The organism is Flavobacterium branchiophilum FL-15, from assembly GCF_000253275.1.
GTDB lineage: Bacteria > Bacteroidota > Bacteroidia > Flavobacteriales > Flavobacteriaceae > Flavobacterium > Flavobacterium branchiophilum.
Map to the genome: position 1 here is coordinate 282,653 of NC_016001.1, position 22,392 is coordinate 305,044.

Consider the following 22,392-nt stretch of genomic DNA (forward strand, 5'->3'; position numbering starts at 1 on the left):
AAAACGTTTTTTATTCGTTTTTCTGCTGGCCCGATTTACAAAATAGTCCAAAGTTGCGACCCGAGCGGTAGCAAACTGGCGAAGGAAGTTATTTTTTAGAAAAATTCTTCGGATAGTTGTGTTACGGAGCATTTTTTTTTTAAAGAAAATAAAGTACTGTTTTGCTATTTTCCCGACTTGATTCTATTATCGAGTTTGCAAAGCATTTGGCAGTTTTCGGCAGTAGTTTTGCCACCTTCGTGCCAAGGGGTAATGTGGTCGGCTTCCATTTCATTTAGTTCAAATTGTTCACAACATTTCACACAAATACCTTTTTGACGTTCAAAAGCTTCTCGCTTTTGTTTTTCGGAAAAAGCACGAATGCTTAAATGTTTTTCTTTTCGGGTTAAGATGTATTCATAAATACCTGATTTTTTGGTAACATCATCGTCTTGCATCAAATTTGAAATTTCTATTTCCAAGGCTTTGGTATCAAATATCTTATCTTTAAAAGAATCATACAAAAACCCCCAATTGATACCTTTCATTTCTTTTCGATAATTGGTAAAAGTAGCTTCGACCCATGAAATAACATCTTGAAAATAACGCCACAAAGCACTTGCATTTGGGTCGTGCTGATGATTAGACATATACACTTCAATATTGCCTTTTGAAATCCAACTGATAGCCGTTTCAAAATAATCTTGTCTGTTTACAGTTCCAGTTAAATATTTATTTCCAATTTGATAGGCAACACAACCCGATTTGCTAAAATATTTTTTAGCATCAGTAACCCACGAACCAGAATAAACCGCATTTCGTAATTCTTGATCAGATAATTTTTCGCCTGCTATATTTATTGTTTTAAACCATTCTAATTTTTCGCTTTCGGTGCCACTGCAAATATAGACCATCAATTTGTAAGCTAGAATTTGCTCTTGTTCATTGTCTTGCAAGTTATGAAATGCCCGATGATTCGGAATATTACCTACCATAACAGAATAATCACCGTTTATATACTGACAAATAGATAAAGTACGTTGTTGCCCATCAATCACTTCAAAACTACCATCTTCACGCACTGCCCAGTACATTACATTTAGCGGATAATCTTTTGTAAGGGTGTTTATCACGGCATCTCGTTGCTTGTCTTTATATATAAATTCCCTTTGATATGGAGGACGAATATCAAGTTTGCCACCATATCCAACAACACCATCTGCGTTATTGTCTTTATAACCGTTTACTAATTCTTGTACGGAAATTTCTTTGAGTGTTATGTTCATAGTTTTTTGTGTTTGATTATTATTCTCATATATGGAATTACGGGTTTACTATTTTTGTCATAATAGCCTAATACAGGATGATCTTCTTTAATAGAACCTGTTCCCCCACTTTTGTAATAATCTTCTACAAATTTTTTATTTAGCCCTTTATCGGTCATTTCCCTGTAAAGATTTCCTTGCCCTTGCCCTATTATTTCAAATTGATCAGGGTTATACTTATCTAAAAATGTTATTGGAACGCCAATATGCCCTTTATAATCTACTGGAATATCTTTGGTTTTGTTCACATTAATAGCGTCGTAATTGTCATAAGTGGGATATTCTTCAGGAGTGTATTTTTTATATAGGGTTAGGTCTAAGTGTCGTTTTTCAATGTCTAAATTCGTAAACCAAGTTACATTCCTGAATTTCACAAGTCCTGTTTCTAAATTATAGACTCCTTCAACAAAATTATCATTTGAATATGGTGTTTTAAAATAAGCATTACCGCCATTAAATCCATAACCAAGCCAAAGCTTATTTTCTTTAATTAATTTAAAAATATCTTTATAAGTAATTGAATTGTAACTTCCTACAATAACAAATTTTTTATCGTATTCAATCAATTGAGCTACATATTCTCGAAATAAAGAAAAGGGAGGGTTTGTTACCACAATATCGGCTTGTTTGAGCAGTTCTATGCTTTCGGCACTTCTAAAATCGCCATCGCCTTGCAAGGGTTTGATGCCTATTTCTTCAATATCTGGGATTTTATTGCCGTTTTTGTCGCCCGTGTATTCGAGGTAAACGGCTTGTTCGGAATCATTTTTGCTAAACAATTCCATGTTTTGATTTTTATAGCAAGTAGCAATGAGTTTTTTGAGACCCAAATGTTCGAAATTATAAGAGAAATAATGAAAAAAATTACTCACTCTGGGGTCGTCGCAATTGCAATACACGATTTTATCTTTAAAATGATGTTTATAATGCCGTAATTCGTTTTCAATATCCTCTCTTTGGGTATAAAACTCGTCTTTTTTATTGTTTTTGGCTTTGTGAAGATTGGTGTTAGATGATTGCTTTGCCATAATTTAGTTTAAAAGCGAAACTTGCTCTTAAACTAATAAGCAAAAAAAGAAGGTGTGGTTTCCGTTCTTTAATGCTTATCCGTAACTCAGGCTCTGGTAAGACCGTAACAGAAATAAGCACGAACGGTCCACACCTAATTGGTGCGAACCTCCGCGACTTATTCTCCTGTTGTATTTGAAATTTACCAGATTTCGAGTTACGAGAATAAGAGCTAAAAGCTCAACGATATGTTTATATTTTTTATGTTGCTATAATTTGTTTTTTATTATTTGGTTGCAAATATAATTTGTTTTTTTTGATTGTTTTTTTAAAATTTGTGAAAAAATAATCGAAAAGATTTTATTTCCCCTGTTTCTTTATCATAAATCCTCATTCTAACCTAAAATTAATTTTTTATAAGAATTATTTAAAATCGCTATTAAACCGAAAAATTTAGGCTGTATATTTTTGTCGAAGGTTAAAAGTTTTGAAAATCTCAAAGAACAATTAAATTTTGTGCTGCATAATTTTGGAACAAAACACGGCTTTAAATTTTGGCAATTACTTACATAAACGATTTGCCATTTTTTTTGGATGAAATATATAAACGATTTTTTTTTTTTTTATAATTGATAAAATTGTAATTTTGCACGATTATTGATAAGGATTATAAATTAAAATCTAAATTCTATTTATTATTTTAATACTTTAATTTAGACCATTCTAATTTTAGATAAATAGAAATTAACAAATAAATAGATGAAAAACAGTGTATTGCTTTTTATTTTACTGCCATTTTTAGTATTTTCTCAAACACAAGAATATTATGCAGGCATTGAAATAGGGGGTAAAGGAATGAAAACAACCATATTGCAAATCTCTAACATAAAAACGAGTAGTTACAATGTTATAGAATCATGGAGTGAAAGTACACCTATTAGCAAAAATATTTCGAAAACTGACTTTATAAGTAACGAAGATATGATTACTACATTAAACCTACTTAAGAAAAATTTTGACAAGGTAAAATCAATAAAAAATATCGACAAAAACAATATTTATATAGTAGTCTCATCTGGTGTTGGAATAGCTAAAAACACAAATGATTTTTTAGAGAAAATTAATGTATTATTGCAAGTAAAATCAAAAGTAATAAGTGTTGAAGACGAAGTAAGATTAATGATTTTAGGGGGGATTCCATTCTATAACATTAAAGATTCTTTTTCTATAGATATTGGAGGAGGCAATACAAAGGGGGGGTATTTATTAGACTTTAAAACTAAAAACGACTCCACTTTTTCGCCAATTAAATTAAATTATGGAACAGTTTCTCTAACTGAAAAAGCGAAAAAAAATCTAACAAACCCTGCTGATTTTAACGAATATGTTTCTGAAATTTCAAAATTAAGCGACTCTTTAAACCAAACATTTAAGCAAGCCTTTGGTGCTGATAGTGTTTTAAATAAAAGAAAAAAAATTTATTTTTCTGGCGGAACTTTATGGGCTTTTATTACCTTGACACAAAATCAAGACAAAGACGAATATAAAAAATTTCATGCAAATGAAGTAAAAATGCATCAAAATGATTTGTTAACTAATTTTGAAAAATTTCAAAATTTAGCTTTAACGAATTCTGAAATCAAAAGAGTACTAGATACCTACTCAAAACAATATTTGGTAACTGGAAATATCATATTGCTCAATTTTATCAATAATATAGATGACATCGAAACTAAAGATTTATATTTTGTTTCTAGCGGGCACTTATCATGGCTAAAAGCCTATATTTTAGAAAGCAAAAAAGACACTGATAAGGAAATAAAAAATTCAAAAATTATCAATCCAAAAAACATTGTATCTTTTAGATCTACTGAATTTTAAAATAATAAATACAAATAATACATTCAAATTATGAGAATAACATCTATTTCAAAAGCATTAATACTTTTAATATTGGCCACAAGTTGTGTTAGTAAGCGTCAAATAGCTGAGATCAAAAACAAAGTAGCAGAACAAAAGAATATTGAAAATCAATTATTCAATAGAATTACAAAATTAGAAGAAAAAAGAGTTGAAAAAAATGCACTAGGTGAATTAGATGACAGATCTAATATGTCTATCCAAAAAATAATAGATGGCGAGAAAAATGCTGTTATAAAAAAAGCAGATTCATTAATTAAAATTGATGAAATGCTATCCTCTAATAAAAGAATTAAGGTAAAAGATTTTAGAAAAATAGTTACTGTTATTTCAATTTATAATGATGAAGTGAAGGATGTAAAAACGGAGACCCTCGATTTTATCGAAAATTTATTTAATCAAAAAACATTTATAAAATTTAACAGTGCTGCTTTTTTTGGACCTGGAGGATATAAAATCCCTGACGAAAAAATGGAGGAAGCTAAAAATGTTTTCTCGCCTATTGTGGATAGTTTATTAGTTTTTATTAAAAAATACCCTAAAATAAATTTATCTTCGTCAATTGTTTCTAGTGGATATGCAGATGGTCAGGGGTTTAGCGAAGGGGAATTGGTTAATCAATTAACAGCTAATTTAAACAAAGCTCTGGCTTCTAAAGAAGAGCTAAATGCCGAGCTTTCTAGATTAAGAGCAGAAGAAGTATTGTCTATTTTGATGCAAATTTATAAAAACAAGATTCAAAATATTGACAATCAAAATAAATTTCAAACTGATTTTTTCGCAATAGGAAAAGGAGAGGAGTTTCCTAATAAAAAAATAACTAATTATCAAACAGACGACGAAAGAAGAAGAATTGTTGTTATTTATTGGAATTCCTTACCAAAAGATTAGATTATTTTTTTTGGATCAAAATACTTCTTTGATCACAGCCCTTGATTGATTTGATACATTTTATATAACAAAGGACGGTTTTTGACTGTCCTTTGTTATTTCTAGTAAATTATCATACTAAAACCATCAATACATTTCATTTTTTTGCACACTCTCAGGAGGATTTTTATATATACCCAACCCGTTTTTGCTTTTGAAAAATATTTATCAAAATAAAACTATAAAATTGAAGTTTTGTTTACCTTTGTCGCATTAATTTTTACAATGAAACAAGCAGATAAAAATAATTTTTGGGAACACATTGCGGGTGTTGTACTACAAAAAAGAGGGTATATTTTAGGTTTAATTTTTGGCATTACCCTGTTTTTAGGTTACCAATGGAAAAACCTAGCCATGACTTATACAGAGGCAAACCTGCTTCCAAAAGACCATATTGTAAACCAGCAATATGATGATTTTTTAAACAAATTTGGCGAAGAAGGCAACTTGATAGTCATTGGTTTTCAGAACAATACATTTTTTACACCCAAAGTTTACAAGGCTTGGAACGAAATGATGACAGGCTTAAAAAAATCTAAAGATGTGGATTTGATTGTATCGTTAAATGATTTGAAAAAATTAGAAAAAGATACCGTTTTACAAAAATTTAAGTTGGTCTCTTTAATCGATCAAAATCAAACAGGCAATGCAACATATTTACAAAAAATAAAATATGAACTGTTCCATCAACTGCCTTTTTACGAAGGTTTGCTATACAACAAAAAAACATCGAGCATCCGATCTGCAGTTTATTTAGACAAGAAAATTGTCAATACGGCAGCCCGAAAAACCTTCATTATGGAACAATTAGTTCCAAGAATCACTCGTTTTGAACAAACCACAGGTGTCGATTTGAAAGTGTCGGGAATGCCTTATATCCGAACCATCAATGCCGAAAATATGAAAGGCGAAATTGGCCTTTTTATTGGAGCGGCCCTTTTGATTACGGCTGCAATTTTTTTCTTTTTCTTTAGATCTTTTCGGGCTACATTACTTTCTACTTGCATTTTGCTCATTGGTGTTGTGTGGTCTTTTGGTACATTGGGGCTTTTTCATTACCGCATTACCATACTTACGGCCATCATCCCACCACTGATTATTGTAATCGGTATTACAAATTGCATTTTCCTTATCAACAAATACCAACAAGAAATAAAAAGTCATGGCATCAAACAAAAAGCTTTGATTCGTGTAATTGCCACCATTGGTGTTTCTACTTTAATGACCAACTTGACAACTGCCATAGGTTTTGCTACCTTTATGATTACCGGCAACGATTTGTTATTTGAGTTTGGATTGGTAACCGCCATCAACGTCATGACTGTGTATTTGCTTACGTTTTTTGTCGTGCCAATTGTTTATAGCCTCATGCCTTTGCCAAAAGAAAAACACCTCTTGCATTTAGATAAAAATTATTTGAATGCGTTGCTACAATGGGTAGAACACCTCGTTCGATACAAACGAAAAAATATCTATATAGCCTATATCGTTTTATTACTCTTTAGTGTTATTGGCATTTTTCAAATGAAAGTTTCGGGTAGCCTTATTGGCGAAATGCCAAAAAGTGCCTCCTTTTTTAAAGATATTTTATTCTACGAAAAAGAGTTTAGCGGTGTAATGCCCCTTGAAATTATGATAGATACCAAAAAGAAAAAAGGGGTAATGAAACTTGGAGTTATCAAAAAAATGGAACAACTCCAACAAACTATCGACAGTATGCCCGAACTTTCAAAGCCTGTTTCTGTTGTCAATTTAGTAAAATATGCCAAGCAAGCATATTACAACGGCAATCCCGCCTTTTATGATTTGCCCACTTCGCAGGAGCAAACTTTCATATTGGCTTATGCCAAAAGTGCTACCAAAAATTCCAAACAAAATTTAATGAAATCTTACGTGGACAGCACAGGCCGATACACTCATATTACAACATTTATGAAGGATATTGGTACAGACGAAATGGCCCTTATTGAAAAAAAATTACGTCAAAAAACCGATTTGCTTTTTCCAAAAGACCGTTTCGAGGTTACCTTTACCGGCAAAGCGTTGGTTTTTCAAAAAGGAACTTCCTATTTGATAGACAATTTGATAGAATCCTTGTTGTTTGCTATTATTGTTATCGCCATTTTAATGGCATATTTGTTCCGCTCTTTCAAAATGGTTATGGCATCCATTATTACAAATGTGTTGCCGCTATGCATCACCTCTGGCCTAATGGGCTATTTTGGCATACCCCTCAAGCCTTCAACCATTTTGGTTTTTAGCATCGCTTTTGGTATTTCTGTGGACAATGCCATACAGTTTATGGCAAAATACCGCCACGATTTGATTCAAAACAATGGCAAAATCAAAAAATCCGTTTTCAGTGCCTTGCAAGAAACAGGCGTCAGCACTTTTTACACCTCGGTAGTGCTTATATTTGGTTTTGCTATTTTTACTTTATCCAGTTTTAGCGGCACCATTGCACTTGGTGGTTTAATATCAGGTACTTTGCTATTTGCCATGTTTGCCAATCTGTTTGTATTACCTGCTTTAGTTCTTTCTTTTGAAAAAAAACGAATCAAAACCGAAATTTCTACAATCGATTAGTCCATTGGCCAATTCGCATAATCAAAAAAAGGCTGTTCAAATTTGTTGAACAGCCTTTTTAATACCAAATCTATTTGATGTAATGATGTCTATGTAGCTCATCCAGCTTTCCGTTTCAAGTCCTCGGTTCAAAAGGGTTTTTTGTACACCACAAAAGGAGCTTCCGCTGGTCGCTCTTTTGTGGCTACAAAAAATCCCTTTTGAACCTCCGGGCTCATATCTTTGCATCTGATAATAATTTACAAAAAAATTGTATTTTTGAAAATTAAAAATTGATAATAGATAACAAAACAAAGTTGCATAATTGTTTGCGGGCTAAATACATTTAATGATATTCATGTGAAAGGAAAATCCACTTTGTTTTTATTACAAAATAACCACAATTAGTACTTAAGCACTATACTATTTAGTTTAGATGTTGTATAAAAAATGAGCAAAGGTAAATGTAATATTTTGTTATCCTAAAAAGAAATAATTATGAGCATTAAGTATTCAGTAGGATTGGATGTTGCAAGTAAAAAAATTGATATTTGCATGTCTGTAATTGATTGTAATCAAAAGGTAACTGTAGTAGCAAGTACTTCATTTCCAAATACTTTGAAAGGATTTCAGAGCATGGACGAATGGATTGTCAAAAAGAAAAAGTTGCAAGAAATTCCCTTGGTTATGTGCATGGAGGCTACAGGTGTTTATCACGAAAATTGTGCCCTTTATTTTTCAGAAAAAAAATATGCCGTTTCTATTATTTTGCCAAATAAGGCAAAGCATTACTTAATTTCTTTGGGATTAAAATCAAAAAACGACAGCATTGATGCCAAAGGATTGTCAAAAATGGGAGCAGAACAATGTTTGGAACTTTGGCAACCCATGGGTAAGTTGTATTATGAATTGCGACAATACACAAGACAGTATCAAAATTTACAAGATCAAAAAACAGTCATTAACAATCAACTCCATGCTTTAGAAAACAGCATGTATATGAGTGAAATGATGATAAACCAACAAAAGGCAATCATTGAATTGATCGAAGAACAGCTTAAGGAGCTTGAAAAATTAATGAAAAATTTGATTAATTCAGACCAGGTTCTAAAACAAAAAGTGGACAACATTTGCAAAATAAAAGGGATTGCATTGCTTAGTGTATCAACCATTATAGCTGAGACAAATGGCTTTGAATTGTTCAAAAATTACAAGCAATTAGTGTCGTATGCTGGATTTGATGTTGTAGAAAGGGAGTCTGGAACAAGTGTTGGTAAGACAAAAATTTCTAAAAAAGGAAATAGTCGTATTCGTAGGGCTTTGTTTATGCCAGCATTTCTAGCTATAAAATATAAAGAGAAACCATTGGTGGATTTATATGAAAGGACATTTGCAAAACATGGCATAAAGATGAAAAGCTATGTAGCAGTTCAAAAAAAACTATTGGTTTTAATATATCATATTTGGAAGAAAAACGAACTTTATAATCCTGATTATAAAAAAGATAGCCCCGAAATGAATTCCGAGGCTATACAAGATAACAGCTTAAAAAGCGGTTTCTCTGAGTTGCAAAATTATGAAAAAAAAGAAGATAATGAAACAAAAGATAAAAAAAAAGAAAAAATACATAGCCATTGTGAAGTTGCGTAACAACGCTGATGGAACAGCAAAATGTCTAAAATACAGGTTCGATGATTTAATAAAATTCACACTATTTTTAGACACAAATTGGTCAGAGTGGAAGTGGTTTAATTTATATTCAAATAAAGAAGAAAACAAAGGAATGCAGATTGGCAATTATACAAAAAATAACAAACCGACAACAAGAAATGTCTAATTCTTTTTTAAACTTTTATAAAAAAAAACTGCCCAATTAATAAATTAAAGGGGCAGTAAAATGAATTTCATTTTTGCATGGCAAAAGTACAAAAAAATAGAAAGTATGACCTGAAATGATTCAATTAATGACATTCATTTTTGCACCATCCATCAAAAAAACAATATTAAAAACGAATTAAATGAAAATAAAAAAAAGTCAATTTTTTATGAAAATTATGGAAAAAAAATTTGGATTTTAAGATAGTACCTTTCCACTTCAATCTGGGCTAAAAGACTTCGGTTTCAATTATACCAAATATATTTTATATGTATATTTGGTAATACCTTTTTTTTACAATATGATTCTTTTTCCATTGGAAGAAACCTATTGCTGTTTTTTAAACCAGCTTTAAATTTTTATAAAATTAACTCAAAACTGCCCCTTGATTTCTAAAAACCAATTGGCTGTCAAACGCATCCAACAAAATGATACTGTCCGTTTTGATTTGTCCTGCCAATATTTCTTTAGATAATTGGTTCAGTACTTCCCTTTGAATCACTCTTTTTACAGGTCTTGCTCCAAATTGTGGATCATATCCTTTTTGAGACAAATACTGAATGGCTTCGGGTGTAGCGTCCATAGTGATGCCTTGTTGTGCTAGCATTTTAGTAACCGATTTCAATTGTAAACCTACGATTTGTGCAATATTAGCATTTGTTAATGGGGTAAACATCACAATTTCGTCAATTCGATTGATGAATTCAGGTCGCACCGTTTGTTTCAATAAACCTAAAACCTCCACTTTGGCAGCTTCTGTAGCCGCTTCAACACTGCCTTTCAAGTTTTCAAAAGTATCTTGAATAATTTGGCTACCCATATTCGAGGTCATGATGATAATCGTGTTTTTGAAGTCGGCCAAGCGGCCTTTGTTATCCGTCAAACGGCCTTCGTCTAGCACCTGCAACAAGATATTAAAGGTATCTGGATGGGCTTTTTCAATTTCGTCCAACAAAATCACAGAGTAGGGTTTTCTTCGCACCGCCTCGGTCAATTGCCCACCTTCGTCATAGCCCACATAGCCTGGAGGAGCACCCACCAAACGACTCACCGAATGACGTTCTTGGTATTCGCTCATGTCAATTCGGGTCATGGCATTTTCATCGTCAAACAAATATTCAGCTAGGGCTTTCGCCAATTCGGTTTTACCCACTCCAGTTGTTCCTAAGAAAAGGAAGGTACCCACAGGTTTTTTCATGTCTTGCAAACCCGCACGACTTCTACGAACGGCATCACTTACGGCTTCAATGGCTTCTTCTTGTCCCACCACACGTTTGTGTAATTCGTCTTCCAATTTCAAGAGTTTTTCTCTTTCTCCTTGGAGCATTTTGGTTACTGGAATTCCAGTCCATTTAGCCACAACTTCGGCAATATCTTCTCGGGTAACAACTTCTTTAATCAAAGATGTTCCTGCTTGATTTTCTTGTATTTGTTTCACCAAAACATCCAAACGTTCTTGAGCTTCTTTGATTTTTCCATACCGAATTTCAGCTACTTTTCCGTAATCTCCATCCCGTTCTGCACGCTCGGCTTCGTATTTGAAATCTTCAATTTCGGTTTTCACGGCTTGAATGTTGTCCACCACATCTTTTTCCGATTTCCATTTGGCATAAATCTCGTTGCGGTCTTCTTTCAAGTTCGCCAATTCCATGCCCAAAACTTTCAACTTGCTTTCGTCTTTCTCCCGTTTGATAGCTTCAATTTCAATTTCCAATTGCATGATTTTTCGATCCAAAACGTCTAATTCTTCGGGTTTTGAATTGATTTCCATTCGCAATTTTGAAGCCGCTTCGTCCATTAAATCGATGGCTTTATCAGGTAAAAAACGATTGGTAATATAACGCTGCGACAATTCAACCGCTGCAATAATGGCCTCGTCTTTGATTTGTACCTTGTGGTGCGTTTCGTATTTTTCTTTAATGCCACGCAAGATAGAAATAGCACTTTCGGTATCGGGTTCTTCGACTAGTACTTTTTGGAAACGTCTTTCAAGGGCTTTGTCTTTTTCAAAATATTTTTGGTATTCGTCCAAAGTGGTTGCTCCAATGGCACGCAACTCGCCACGTGCCAAAGCAGGTTTCAAAATATTAGCCGCATCCATCGCCCCTTCGCCACCGCCAGCACCCACTAAAGTGTGGATTTCGTCAATGAAAAGGACAATGTCGCCTTCGGCAGCAGTTACTTCTTTCACTACCGATTTCAAACGTTCTTCAAATTCGCCTTTGTATTTGGCACCCGCAATCAAAGCGCCCATATCAAGGGAGAAGATAATTTTGTCTTTTAGGTTTTCGGGTACATCACCATCTACAATTCGGTGTGCTAAACCTTCGGCAATGGCGGTTTTACCCACACCAGGTTCACCCACCAACATGGGGTTGTTTTTGGTTCTACGGGTTAGAATTTGCAACACACGACGAATTTCCTCGTCACGACCAATAACAGGGTCTAATTTGCCGCTTCGGGCTAAATCGTTGAGGTTTTTGGCGTATTTGTTTAAGGCGTTATAAGTTTCTTCGGCAGAGGCAGAGGTTACTCTTTCGCCTTTTCTCATTTCCTCAATTGTCGATTTTAGACTTTTTTCGGTAACGCCTTGGTCTTTTAAAATTTGGGCTACTTTAGTTTTCGACCCAAAAATAGCGAGTACCAAATGTTCTACCGAAACAAATTCGTCGTTCATTTTTCCAGCCAAAATTTCGGCCTCGTTCAGAGTCGAATTAGCGGTTCTGGATAGCATGATTTCGCCACCGGAAACTTTTGGAAAACTTTGAATGGTACTTTCCAAGATTTGTTTGAAAAGCGGCACATTCACATTCAATTTTTTTAATAAAAAAGGCGTTACATTTTCATCCACTTCTAAAAGTGCTTTGAAAATATGCTCATTTTCTATTTGTTGTTGCCCCACACTTTGCACAATTTGTTGCGAAAGTTGGATGGCTTCCTGCGATTTGGTTGTAAATTTATTAATGTTCATTTTGTTTAATGTTTTATAATTGGGGTTCAATTAATCGTAACAAAATATACTCCAAAACTCATTTAATGACAAAATGGCATAATTTGTTAGCTAATTTATATTAAATTAAGACAAAAAGACGGTTAACTTCAATTAGTAAATGCAACTTTTTGGAATTGAAAATATATAAATATTATGAATTCGGTTAAAAAAGCAAAAGAAGCCCATTTTTTTCGATACACCAGTACTCCGAAGAGATTCATCTGTAAAACTTTGTAACGGACTCCCGACCTCGCAGTAATAAAAAAACCAAAAAGCCATCACTCTAAAAAAGTTATGGTTTTAAGAAAATATATTTTTCAAACTGTGTCAGCATTCAAACGCTAAGAGGGTTATACCCAATATATTTATAAAATAGTCCAAAGATGCGTAGTTGATTTTTAAAAAAAAAATTTCAAAAAAAATCGTTGTATAGCTGGGCTACGGAACTGTTTTTTTGAATAATTTTAGCAAAAAAGAACCAGTAGATTGGACAATTTTATATGTATATTTGGTATAAAATGCCAGGTATCGACAAAATGGCTTTGGAAGTTACAAAATTTGGTAATCAAACTTATCTAACAGGAACGATGGTATATACTAAGAAAAATTTCAATTTCGACATGATGAATGCCATGATGATGAGAAGCATGAACGCCAAATTATTAAACGGCATTTTAGCTGGCCACAAATTGTATATGGAAAAAGGCACAATTGTAAATAAAAAACACCGTTGGATACATAAAAATCATGATTATTGAATAATCGAAAATCAAAATGATGTCAAACAAAACATTTTTAATTGTAAATGCAGTGCCTAATACTGTACAAGTCAAGTTTTCAGGTCTATTTATCACAAATAATCGAGTTTTTTAAACAATTTGGAGCGAGCAAAATGCAGCGTTTCAAAAAAATAGACCAAGGCCACATAACCGCAATAGTATCTTTGAATTTCCAGATTTGGAATCCATACATAGGATGACTGCTAGTGAGGCTTTTAACCACTTAATGGATTAAGAAAAAAAGTCTGTTTTCAAGAAGTAGATTTGATGATTTGCGAAACTTGAAAATAGCGGTTAATAGTAAAATTTTTATTTAAAATATTGATTTTAATATTGCTTCAAGCTCTTTATTAATAAGTTCATAAAAAAAGTAAATTGGAATGTTGTTTGTTTATTTATACCTTTGCACTTTAATTTTATAAATGGTATGTTATTCAATCGACAATAAATTATTTTATAACATAAAATTTAATTTTAAACTTCAAGAAAAAGTTAAAAATGAAAAAACAAAGTTTACTATTATCTATTTTCCTATTTTTGGCAGCGGGTGCATTTGCACAAGTAGGAGTTGGAACAACCAATCCGCAAGGTGTTTTTAATGTTGATGGGGCCAAAGACAACGCAACAACTGGAAATCCAACAACAGCACAGCAGCAAAATGATTTTATCATTACCTCTGCCGGTTCAGTCGGTATTGGTACTTTATCTCCGTTGAACAAATTAGTCGTAATGGGGGTAGATGCACAACCCTCCGCATTAAGTGTTAATCAAACCAATGCCATTTTTAGAATTGATGGAGGTACCAATCATTCGCTAGACATGGGTACAATGTCAGTTACACCTTATGGGGCTTATATCCAAAACCAAAACAAAACTGCCACAACTACTTTACCATTATCACTAAATCCAAAAGGAGGAAATGTAGGGATTGGCACTTTAACACCCGCAAAATTATTGCATGTTCAAGATACTGGGACATCGTTAATTGCCTCATCGGGCAATAATGGTATTTTAATATCAGGAGCTACTACTGGCGGGGCTAGAATTATATTGGAGGATTTGAATGCAGGATCAGATTTAAAATCATCAGCTATTATCAATTTGAATGGCAAAACCATTTTTGGAGCATCTTTAATTGATGATGGTTCAACATTTGTAAATGCAGTAGGAATAACAATTTTACATAATAATGGCAATGTAGGCATAGGTGTTGGTACTCCTTTAGAAAAACTAGAAGTTAATGGTAATTTAAGATTTAACGGGACGCTCATTGCTAATGGTACCTCTGGAACTGATGGACAAATGTTGGTATCTAAAGGTTCGAGCACAGCACCACAATGGACTACTATGACAACAGCCAATTCACAAAACATTTACACTGGAAATGGTAGCATAACTAATAATAGAGATATTACTGTAAATGATAAAAACATCAGCTTTATTGCAACCACGGGTAATTTTATTTTTAATCCAAGCTCAACAGGTAAAATGGGCATCAAAACAGCATCGCCTGTTGGGCTACTTTCAAATACAGCAACAAATATACTATCATCGGGTACCTTAGCACAGGCACCAAACCAAGCACTAGCTTGGGCTACTTCATCAGGAGCTAGTTCAGCTTGGGCAGCGGCTGTGTATAATGCAGCTACCTCAAATGGTGGTGGATTGTTAGTCAAGTCGGCTACCATTACAGACAGCCCTGTTTTTGAGGTGGCTACTGGAAATGCATCAGACAAAGACAACGCTGGAGTGTCTGGAGCTACTAGATTATTTTCGGTTTCTGGAACAGGCAACGCTAGAGTAACTAATAATTTGGAAGTAGATACCAATACCTTTTTTGTTGATGCCGCTAACAATTATGTAGGTATTGGAACAGCTAGCCCCGCTAAAACACTTGATGTAAAAACAGCCCTTGAGTGGGGAGGCATACAAGTTACCAATACTGGAGCAGTAACCACAGGAGCAGCACAATTAGTACTAAAAGGCAGCAGATCATGGGCTTGGCAAAGTAATAGTGCTGGAAATGGTAATGGAAATGGTTTCTTGCAATTGGTAGATAATGATGCTTCAAATGCTGTTCGATTGAGTATTACCGATACAGGAAATTTTGGAGTAGGAATCATAACACCAACTAATAAAATGACGGTAAAAGGGACTAACAACCAACCGTCGGCACAAAATGTGGATGCTACCAATGCTACTTTTCGAATCGATGGCAATTCAAACCATGCTTTAGATTTTGGAACCTTTAGTTCCTCTCCATTTGGTTCCTATATTCAATCACAAAATAAATCTGGAACAACAGGTTTGCCTCTAGCATTGAACCCAACAGACGGAAATGTAGGTGTTGGAACAGCCAATCCAATATCGAAACTAGATGTCCAATCAGCTGTAAAAGAAGTTGCAAGATTTACAAGTAGTCAAACATTAACAAATTTTGGAAGTATAGCAATAGGTAACAGCTCAGGAGCTTGGACAAAGTTAGCTGCAGGTTCTGGAGCATTTGCCATTAGAAATTACAGCACAGATGCCACTGTGTTGTATGCAGATTTAATTTCAGGAAATATGGGTATTGGAACAACTAGTCCGTCGGCTAAATTACATGTAAATGGCGATATGAATATTTCTAATGTTCCAGATGTTTTAGGAACAGATGTGTCAAATAAATTGGTGATAACAAGTAGTGGCGAAGTTAAAAAAGAACCTAATAAGAATGTAACCGTTACAGCAACTTTTTCAGCAGGATCTACATCAAGTTTGATTACAATTCCAACACAATTTAATGCAAGCTATGAAGTTATTATTACTACGGGTAATGGATGTGGTTACAGTATTGTGTCTAAATTTTTATTAACAGGCTCAACACCAAATAATACTTGGGCATTGAGGCATAATGTAAGCGTTGTAGGTAATAATGTTCCTGCTGACTATACTGTAACTCAAAATTCTAAGGCTAATATTGCTATGACAGTAGCTACTGCGGGCTGTCAGGACGGCGGTGATACAACGCAATTTAATTATACCATAGACGTTAATAATAATGGTGAACTGTCCGTAACAAATAATGGTAACGTGGACAGACAATATGGAATAAAAATAAATCAACTATAATGATATAGTTAATTAAAAGAAAAATAATTTCAAGCAAAACCTAATATTAATGATGTTGATATTAGGTTTTTTTGTTTTAATAAATCTAAAAACAATTAAATTTTCTATTCAATTTCAATAGATCAACAGCATCCCTCAATACAAATATGATCATATCATAATAGATTTGGTATTACTCTCAAAAAATAGCATTTTCAAAAAATGAACCCAATTTTGGTTTTTGATATTTATAAAAAATATTGTATTTTTACACAAAAAACAAATTCTTTTTTTGAAATGACTTTTACCTATCCAAAATCTGAGCGATTGAAAAGCAAAAATACGATTGATTTATTGTTTTCAAACGGAAAATCTGTTTCAAAATACCCTTTGAGGTTGGTTTTTGTACCTACACAAAATCAAGACAACCAACCAATTATAATGGGAGTTTCGGTATCCAAAAGGTATTTTAAAAAAGCGGTCGATCGCAATTATTTCAAACGAATGCTTCGAGAAACCTATCGAAAAAACAAATCCATTTTGACGGCAAGCTGTTCCAAACATTACAGCATGATGTTGTTTTATCAAACCAAAGACCGCTATACCTATTCGGAAATAGAAATAAAAACCCAGCAACTTTTTGAAAAATTTATTCAAAATTTAAACGAACATACGGACATAGCACATACCATTTAATTAAAAGAAAACAAAAATGACTATTCAAAAAAAATACATATTGCCAATTATAGCATCGGGCTTGTTTTTTATTGGTACTGCTTTTAAGGATAATTTTTTTGAAATTGCCAAGCAAATAGAAATATTTACGGAGTTGTATAAAACCCTTCATTTGAATTATGTAGATGACGTAAATCCTGCCGAATTGATGGATAAGTCTATCAAAAATATGCTTTCGGATTTGGATCCATATACTAATTTTTATAATGAACAAGATGTGATAAAGGCTAGAATTTCGCAGGCAGGAGCTTATACGTCCATTGGTGCAATTACTGAAAGAAGTGATGGGAAACTACTTGTAAAAGAAGTTTTTAAAAACTATCCTTCGGATAAAGCGGGTATAAAACCTGGCGATGTCATTGTCCAAATTGGTGATGTTAATGTATCGGAATTTAAAAACGATGTTTCGCAATTATTGCAAGGTTCTAAAAATACCAAATTGCAAATCAAATACTTACGGCAAGGCATTATCCAAAGTACCAGCATTACGTTGGACGAAATACCTATCAAGGCGGTACCTTATTATACGACAATGAATCAAAAAATTGGATACATTGTTTTGTCGGCTTTTAACGAAAAAACGACGCTCGAAACCAAGCATGCTCTTGAGGAATTGAAAAAAAAGGGTGTCGAAAAAATTATTTTAGACCTTCGAGGCAATCCTGGCGGGTTGTTGAACGAAGCTGTAAATATTTGCAATTTATTTGTTCCAAAAAACGAAATTATTGTTACTACAAAATCCAAAATAGAACAGTATAATACCGTTTACAAAACTGATAAAGAGCCAATAGACACCGAAATTCCATTGGCAATATTGGTAGATGGCAAAAGTGCTTCGGCCTCCGAAATTGTATCGGGAGCATTGCAAGATTTGGATAGAGCTGTAGTAATAGGCTGCCGAAGTTTTGGCAAAGGATTGGTTCAGCGCTATTTTGAAACGCCTTATGGCACCCAATGCAAAATTACAATTTCCAGATATTATACCCCTTCCGGACGGTGTATTCAGGCATTGGATTATTTGCACAAGGACGAAAATGGAAAAGCCATTAGAACAGAGGCCAAAAATTATACAGCTTTCAAAACCAAAAAAGGGAGAGCCGTTTATGACGGTGGAGGCATTTTGCCCGATATTGAGTTGTCTGAATCAAAAAGAAGTACCATTGGCGAATTATTATTAAAAAACAATGGTGTTTTTGATTTTGCAACCCAATATTATTATCAACATCAAAATATTGGAAATGCCATGCCCGAAATTACATCAAAAGATTTTGACGATTTTAAACAATTTTTAAAAAAATCGAATTTTAATTTTGATACAGAAAGCGAAAAGGCATTGAAAAAAACCCTTGAAGCGGCTCAAAAAGAGCACATTGAAACAGCCATCAAGCCCGCATACCAACAGCTGTATCAAGCGATTCAAAAAAGTCAGGAACAATTATTAGAAGACAACAAAGAGGAAATAAAAAAGTTATTGCAGGACGAAATTATAAAACGCTATTATTATAGCGAAGGGCTTTATGAATATTACAGTCAAAACAATGTTGAAATTAAAAAGGCCATGGACATTTTGACAAATTTGGAAGCATACAACCGCATTTTGAAAAAATAAAAAAACAACAAGCATGAAAATCAAAATAGCCCTCCTTTTTTTTTGGCAAATATTCCTTTTGCAAGCTCAAGAAGAAGCCGTACAATCTGTTTATTTTCAATTTGATAAATTCAATTTGGACGACAAACAAGCGGCTGATGTGGTTAATTTTATAATAAAATCTGACACTAGCAGAATAGCCTCTGTACAAATATTTGGTTATTGCGATGATAGAGGACAAGACGCATATAATTTTAAATTGAGTAATAACCGAGCCAACACCATCAAAAACAAGTTGATAGACAACGGCATCAAAAACAAAATCATTGTTACAATTGAAGGCAAAGGACGGGTGTTGATAGACGATGACATTGTAGAAAATTTACCCGAAATTAGATCCAAAAACAGGCGTGTGGATGTGGTGTTGAACTTGAAACCACTACCCAAACTTAACATTCCAGGGTTATACAATACCATCAAAAAAACTCACACTGTAGGCGATAGGATTTATTTAGAGAAAGTTTATTTTGAGAAAGGCAGTAGCCAATTAACATCAGAATCTGTAAAAGAGTTGTATCAAATAGCAAGACAATTACACAAATTTAAAAATTTTGATTTTGAAATTCAAGGACACGTTTGTTGTACGCCACCCTATCAAAAAGAAGCCATAGACAAAGATACCAAAAAAAGAGGATTGTCTAAAAATAGAGCCGAAGCTGTATATAATTATTTCATTTCCAAAAATATCAATAAAGACAGAATGACCTTTAAGGGCTATGGAAATACCAGACCTTTAAACAAAGGATCGGAATATGATAGGCGGGTAGAATTGGTGATTACTAAAACTTATTAATTAACATAAAATCAATGATTTGCATTATTTTACAATAATTTAACGATAAAAACACGTTTTTTTATTAAAAATTCGCATCTTTGTCTTGAAAAAAATATCAAATTTACTTTCGTCATGAAAAATTACAGAAACACTATATTTTACTTGATCATAACAGGCGGTTTTTCTGCACTCATGTATTGGATTCTAACAAAAGGGAAGTCGTTAGAAATAGGTAAATTTAGTGCTTCAACAAATACAACAAATGATTATTGGAATGATTTTATGGCCTCTATGCAACACAATTTGCACCATCCATTGGCTATTTTATTAGTACAAATCATTACCATCATATTAGTATCTCGTTTTTTTGGTTGGATTTTTAGAAAAATTGGACAGCCCTCTGTAATTGGCGAAATTATTGCGGGTATTTTTTTAGGACCCTCGCTCGTTGGTATGTATTTTCCAGAATATTCTGCAGCATTGTTTCCTACAGAATCTTTAGGTAATTTACAATTTTTAAGTCAGATTGGGCTTATACTTTTTATGTTTGTCATTGGTATGGAGCTTGATTTGAAAATTCTAAAAAATAAAGCAAACGATGCCATAGTAATTAGTCATGCTAGTATTGTCATTCCGTTTACACTTGGTATTGCTTTGGCTTATTTTGTATATTACCAGTTTGCTCCAAAGGGAGTAGCCTTTTTATCATTTGCGTTGTTTATGGGAATATCAATGAGTATAACAGCCTTTCCTGTTTTGGCCAGAATTGTACAAGAAAGGGGTATTCATAAAACCAAGTTAGGTGCCATTGTAATTACTTGTGCAGCCGCAGACGATATTACAGCATGGTGCTTGCTTGCGGCCGTAATTGCCATTGTAAAAGCAGGATCGGTATTGAGCTCTATTTATGTAATGGGGTTGGCTTTTGGTTATGTTTTGGCCATGTTGTTTTTGGTAAAACCTTTTCTTAAAAAAATTGGCGAATTGTATGGCGACAAAGAAAAATTAACCAAGCCTGTTGTGGCTATTTTTTTTCTGACTTTAATAATTTCTGCTTATGCTACGGAAGTCATTGGTATTCATGCCTTATTTGGTGCTTTTATGACAGGAGTTATCATGCCCGATATAGCTAAATTTAGAAATATTTTTATCGAAAAAGTTGAAGATGTCTCTTTGATTTTACTCCTTCCATTGTTTTTTGTTTTTACGGGTTTACGAACTCAAATTGGACTTATAAACGATGTGTACCTCTGGAAAGTAACAGGGTTTATCATATTGGTTGCCGTTGTGGGAAAGTTTTTAGGAAGTGCTTTGGCTGCAAAATTTGTAGGGCAATCCTGGCGAGATAGTTTAACTATTGGTGCCTTGATGAACACCCGTGGATTGATGGAACTCGTTGTACTTAATATTGGATTAGATCTCAAAGTACTAACACCAGAGGTATTTACTATGATGGTAATCATGGCATTGCTAACTACATTCATGACTGGCCCGGCATTAAACCTTATCAATTACATTTTCAATACGAAAGACGTAGATGAAGATGAAGAAATTATCAATACATCGGATTTTAGAATATTATTGTCTTTTGGCAACAATGAAAAAGGCAAATCCTTGTTAAAATTAGCCAATTGTTTGATAAAAAAACAACCCGAGACCTCCAAAATTACAGCCATGCACTTAACGCCTAGCGACGAAATGCACGCTTTTAATTTAGAGGAGGTTGAAAAAGAAAAATTTGGTCCTTTGTTAGAACAATCTAAAGTATTAAAACAAAAATTGACCACCATTTTTAAAGCAACAACCGATATTGAAACCAATATTGCCGAGGTAGCCAATAACGGCGAATATGACTTGCTGTTGATTGGACTTGGAAAATCCATTTTTGAAGGCACTTTTCTGGGCAAAGTTCTTGGTTTTACGACCCGATTAATCAATCCTGACAGACTTTTGGATAAATTTAAAGGCAAAGAAGGCTTGTTTGAAAACTCGCCCTTTGATGAAAGAACCCGCCAAATTATTTCAAAAACCAAAACTCCTATTGGTATTTTGATTGATAATGATTTGCAGGATGTTCAAAAAGTTTTTTTACCTATACTAAGTCAGGAAGATACTTTTTTGATAGACTATGCTCAAAAATTGATTTTCAACAACCAATCACACATCACTATTTCGGATAGTCATAAAATTGTGAAAACCAATTTTGTATTACAAAGTGCCATTAGCTCTTTAGAAGAAAAATATCCAGACCATTTGGACATTAATAACAACAAAGAAATTCCAAAAGAACTGCTAGCCCATCACGACATCGTATTGATAAGTTTAGAAAGTTGGAAAAATTTAATTGACGCTCAAAGCAATTGGTTGAGCAATATTCCTTCGGTATTGATAATCAAACCTTAAGATTGAATTACTTGAAGTACTTCGTTAATGTTTTTTTGACTATTGCCAATGTATATTTTTCCGTTGATAATAAACACAGGACGACTCAAAAAAGTATAATGTTCGAGTAAATATTTTTTAAAATCGGCTTCGGTTAGCGTTTTGTTCTTCAAATCATACGTCTTGTATAAAACAGCTTTTTTGCTAAAAAGGGCTTCGTAGCTTCCTGCCAATTGATACATTTGTTCCAACTCTATTTCAGAAATTGGGTTTTGTTTGATGTCATGAAAAGTTAAAGAAATGTCTTTTGGCAACATTTTGATGATTTTTCTACAAGTATCGCAACTTGCCAAATAATAAATTTTGTTCATTGTTTTTTTTATGCAAA

General features: G+C 33.4%; 15 protein-coding genes. 10 read left to right on the forward strand and 5 right to left on the reverse strand.

Annotation, left to right across the window (positions count from 1 at the left end; genetic code table 11):
* Positions 1 to 164 precede the first annotated feature (164 nt).
* Together FBFL15_RS01265 and FBFL15_RS01270 are read right to left on the reverse strand one after the other, a co-directional pair.
* On the reverse strand, positions 165 to 1,265 hold the full coding sequence (locus tag FBFL15_RS01265) for an HNH endonuclease family protein (protein ID WP_014082865.1): 1,101 nt from the start codon (positions 1,263 to 1,265) through the stop codon (positions 165 to 167).
* On the reverse strand, positions 1,262 to 2,332 hold the full coding sequence (locus FBFL15_RS01270; protein ID WP_014082866.1) for an adenine-specific methyltransferase EcoRI family protein: 1,071 nt from the start codon (positions 2,330 to 2,332) through the stop codon (positions 1,262 to 1,264). The genes FBFL15_RS01265 and FBFL15_RS01270 overlap by 4 nt, the downstream gene beginning before the upstream one ends.
* A 739-nt stretch (positions 2,333 to 3,071) precedes the next feature.
* On the opposite strand from FBFL15_RS01270, the gene FBFL15_RS01275 reads away from it, so the two are divergent.
* From FBFL15_RS01275 to FBFL15_RS01285, 3 genes are all read left to right on the forward strand, one after another.
* Positions 3,072 to 4,193, forward strand: a complete 1,122-nt coding sequence (locus FBFL15_RS01275) for a Ppx/GppA phosphatase family protein (RefSeq protein ID WP_014082867.1) — start codon at positions 3,072 to 3,074, stop codon at positions 4,191 to 4,193.
* A 30-nt stretch (positions 4,194 to 4,223) separates the two neighbouring features.
* The gene (locus FBFL15_RS01280) at positions 4,224 to 5,123 is read left to right on the forward strand and encodes an OmpA family protein (protein ID WP_014082868.1); all 900 of its coding nucleotides are present in this window, start codon (positions 4,224 to 4,226) and stop codon (positions 5,121 to 5,123) included.
* Between the two features lie 264 nt (positions 5,124 to 5,387).
* The gene (locus FBFL15_RS01285; RefSeq protein ID WP_014082869.1) at positions 5,388 to 7,748 is read left to right on the forward strand and encodes an efflux RND transporter permease subunit; all 2,361 of its coding nucleotides are present in this window, start codon (positions 5,388 to 5,390) and stop codon (positions 7,746 to 7,748) included.
* Positions 7,749 to 7,784: 36 nt separating this feature from the next.
* Here FBFL15_RS01285 and FBFL15_RS01290 read toward each other — a convergent pair whose 3' ends face one another.
* A complete protein-coding gene (locus tag FBFL15_RS01290; protein ID WP_044032013.1) occupies positions 7,785 to 7,976 on the reverse strand; it encodes a hypothetical protein in 192 nt (63 codons plus the stop codon).
* A gap of 249 nt (positions 7,977 to 8,225) precedes the next feature.
* Here FBFL15_RS01290 and FBFL15_RS01295 point away from each other — a divergent pair, with 249 nt between their 5' ends.
* A complete protein-coding gene (locus tag FBFL15_RS01295; RefSeq protein WP_014082870.1) occupies positions 8,226 to 9,377 on the forward strand; it encodes an IS110 family RNA-guided transposase in 1,152 nt (383 codons plus the stop codon).
* A gap of 593 nt (positions 9,378 to 9,970) precedes the next feature.
* Here FBFL15_RS01295 and clpB read toward each other — a convergent pair.
* Complete coding sequence (gene clpB, locus FBFL15_RS01305) at positions 9,971 to 12,574, reverse strand: ATP-dependent chaperone ClpB (protein ID WP_014082871.1); 2,604 nt, start codon at positions 12,572 to 12,574, stop codon at positions 9,971 to 9,973.
* 539 nt (positions 12,575 to 13,113) lie between these two features.
* Between clpB and FBFL15_RS01310 the strand changes: the two genes are divergently transcribed.
* From FBFL15_RS01310 to FBFL15_RS01335, 6 genes are all read left to right on the forward strand, one after another.
* Positions 13,114 to 13,353 carry a hypothetical protein gene (locus tag FBFL15_RS01310; protein ID WP_014082872.1) on the forward strand — a complete coding sequence of 80 codons (240 nt, stop codon included), beginning with the start codon at positions 13,114 to 13,116 and terminating at the stop codon, positions 13,351 to 13,353.
* 519 nt (positions 13,354 to 13,872) lie between these two features.
* The gene (locus FBFL15_RS01315; RefSeq protein ID WP_014082873.1) at positions 13,873 to 16,485 is read left to right on the forward strand and encodes a beta strand repeat-containing protein; all 2,613 of its coding nucleotides are present in this window, start codon (positions 13,873 to 13,875) and stop codon (positions 16,483 to 16,485) included.
* Positions 16,486 to 16,761: 276 nt separating this feature from the next.
* Entirely contained in the window at positions 16,762 to 17,160 is a 399-nt protein-coding gene (gene rnpA, locus FBFL15_RS01320) for a ribonuclease P protein component (RefSeq protein ID WP_014082874.1), read from the forward strand.
* A gap of 16 nt (positions 17,161 to 17,176) precedes the next feature.
* The gene (locus FBFL15_RS01325; RefSeq protein WP_014082875.1) at positions 17,177 to 18,808 is read left to right on the forward strand and encodes a S41 family peptidase; all 1,632 of its coding nucleotides are present in this window, start codon (positions 17,177 to 17,179) and stop codon (positions 18,806 to 18,808) included.
* A gap of 13 nt (positions 18,809 to 18,821) precedes the next feature.
* Positions 18,822 to 19,640, forward strand: a complete 819-nt coding sequence (locus tag FBFL15_RS01330; protein ID WP_014082876.1) for an OmpA family protein — start codon at positions 18,822 to 18,824, stop codon at positions 19,638 to 19,640.
* A 114-nt stretch (positions 19,641 to 19,754) separates the two neighbouring features.
* Entirely contained in the window at positions 19,755 to 22,025 is a 2,271-nt protein-coding gene (locus FBFL15_RS01335; protein ID WP_014082877.1) for a cation:proton antiporter, read from the forward strand.
* Here the strand turns inward: FBFL15_RS01335 and FBFL15_RS01340 are convergent.
* Complete coding sequence (locus tag FBFL15_RS01340; RefSeq protein ID WP_014082878.1) at positions 22,022 to 22,375, reverse strand: arsenate reductase family protein; 354 nt, start codon at positions 22,373 to 22,375, stop codon at positions 22,022 to 22,024. The two genes, FBFL15_RS01335 and FBFL15_RS01340, sit on opposite strands and share 4 nt — an antisense overlap.
* Positions 22,376 to 22,392: the final 17 nt, after the last annotated feature.

Bases quoted from the DNA above. Each gene is read 5' to 3' on its own strand.
- FBFL15_RS01315 (WP_014082873.1), top strand. From the start codon at position 13,873: ATGAAAAAACAAAGTTTACTATTATCTATTTTCCTATTTTTGGCAGCG.
- FBFL15_RS01270 (WP_014082866.1), bottom strand. From the start codon at position 2,332: ATGGCAAAGCAATCATCTAACACCAATCTTCACAAAGCCAAAAACAAT.
- FBFL15_RS01265 (WP_014082865.1), bottom strand. From the start codon at position 1,265: ATGAACATAACACTCAAAGAAATTTCCGTACAAGAATTAGTAAACGGT.
- FBFL15_RS01275 (WP_014082867.1), top strand. From the start codon at position 3,072: ATGAAAAACAGTGTATTGCTTTTTATTTTACTGCCATTTTTAGTATTT.
- FBFL15_RS01295 (WP_014082870.1), top strand. From the start codon at position 8,226: ATGAGCATTAAGTATTCAGTAGGATTGGATGTTGCAAGTAAAAAAATT.
- clpB (WP_014082871.1), bottom strand. From the start codon at position 12,574: ATGAACATTAATAAATTTACAACCAAATCGCAGGAAGCCATCCAACTT.
- FBFL15_RS01285 (WP_014082869.1), top strand. From the start codon at position 5,388: ATGAAACAAGCAGATAAAAATAATTTTTGGGAACACATTGCGGGTGTT.
- FBFL15_RS01325 (WP_014082875.1), top strand. From the start codon at position 17,177: ATGACTATTCAAAAAAAATACATATTGCCAATTATAGCATCGGGCTTG.
- FBFL15_RS01340 (WP_014082878.1), bottom strand. From the start codon at position 22,375: ATGAACAAAATTTATTATTTGGCAAGTTGCGATACTTGTAGAAAAATC.
- FBFL15_RS01290 (WP_044032013.1), bottom strand. From the start codon at position 7,976: ATGCAAAGATATGAGCCCGGAGGTTCAAAAGGGATTTTTTGTAGCCAC.
- FBFL15_RS01330 (WP_014082876.1), top strand. From the start codon at position 18,822: ATGAAAATCAAAATAGCCCTCCTTTTTTTTTGGCAAATATTCCTTTTG.
- FBFL15_RS01280 (WP_014082868.1), top strand. From the start codon at position 4,224: ATGAGAATAACATCTATTTCAAAAGCATTAATACTTTTAATATTGGCC.
- FBFL15_RS01310 (WP_014082872.1), top strand. From the start codon at position 13,114: ATGCCAGGTATCGACAAAATGGCTTTGGAAGTTACAAAATTTGGTAAT.
- FBFL15_RS01335 (WP_014082877.1), top strand. From the start codon at position 19,755: ATGAAAAATTACAGAAACACTATATTTTACTTGATCATAACAGGCGGT.
- rnpA (WP_014082874.1), top strand. From the start codon at position 16,762: ATGACTTTTACCTATCCAAAATCTGAGCGATTGAAAAGCAAAAATACG.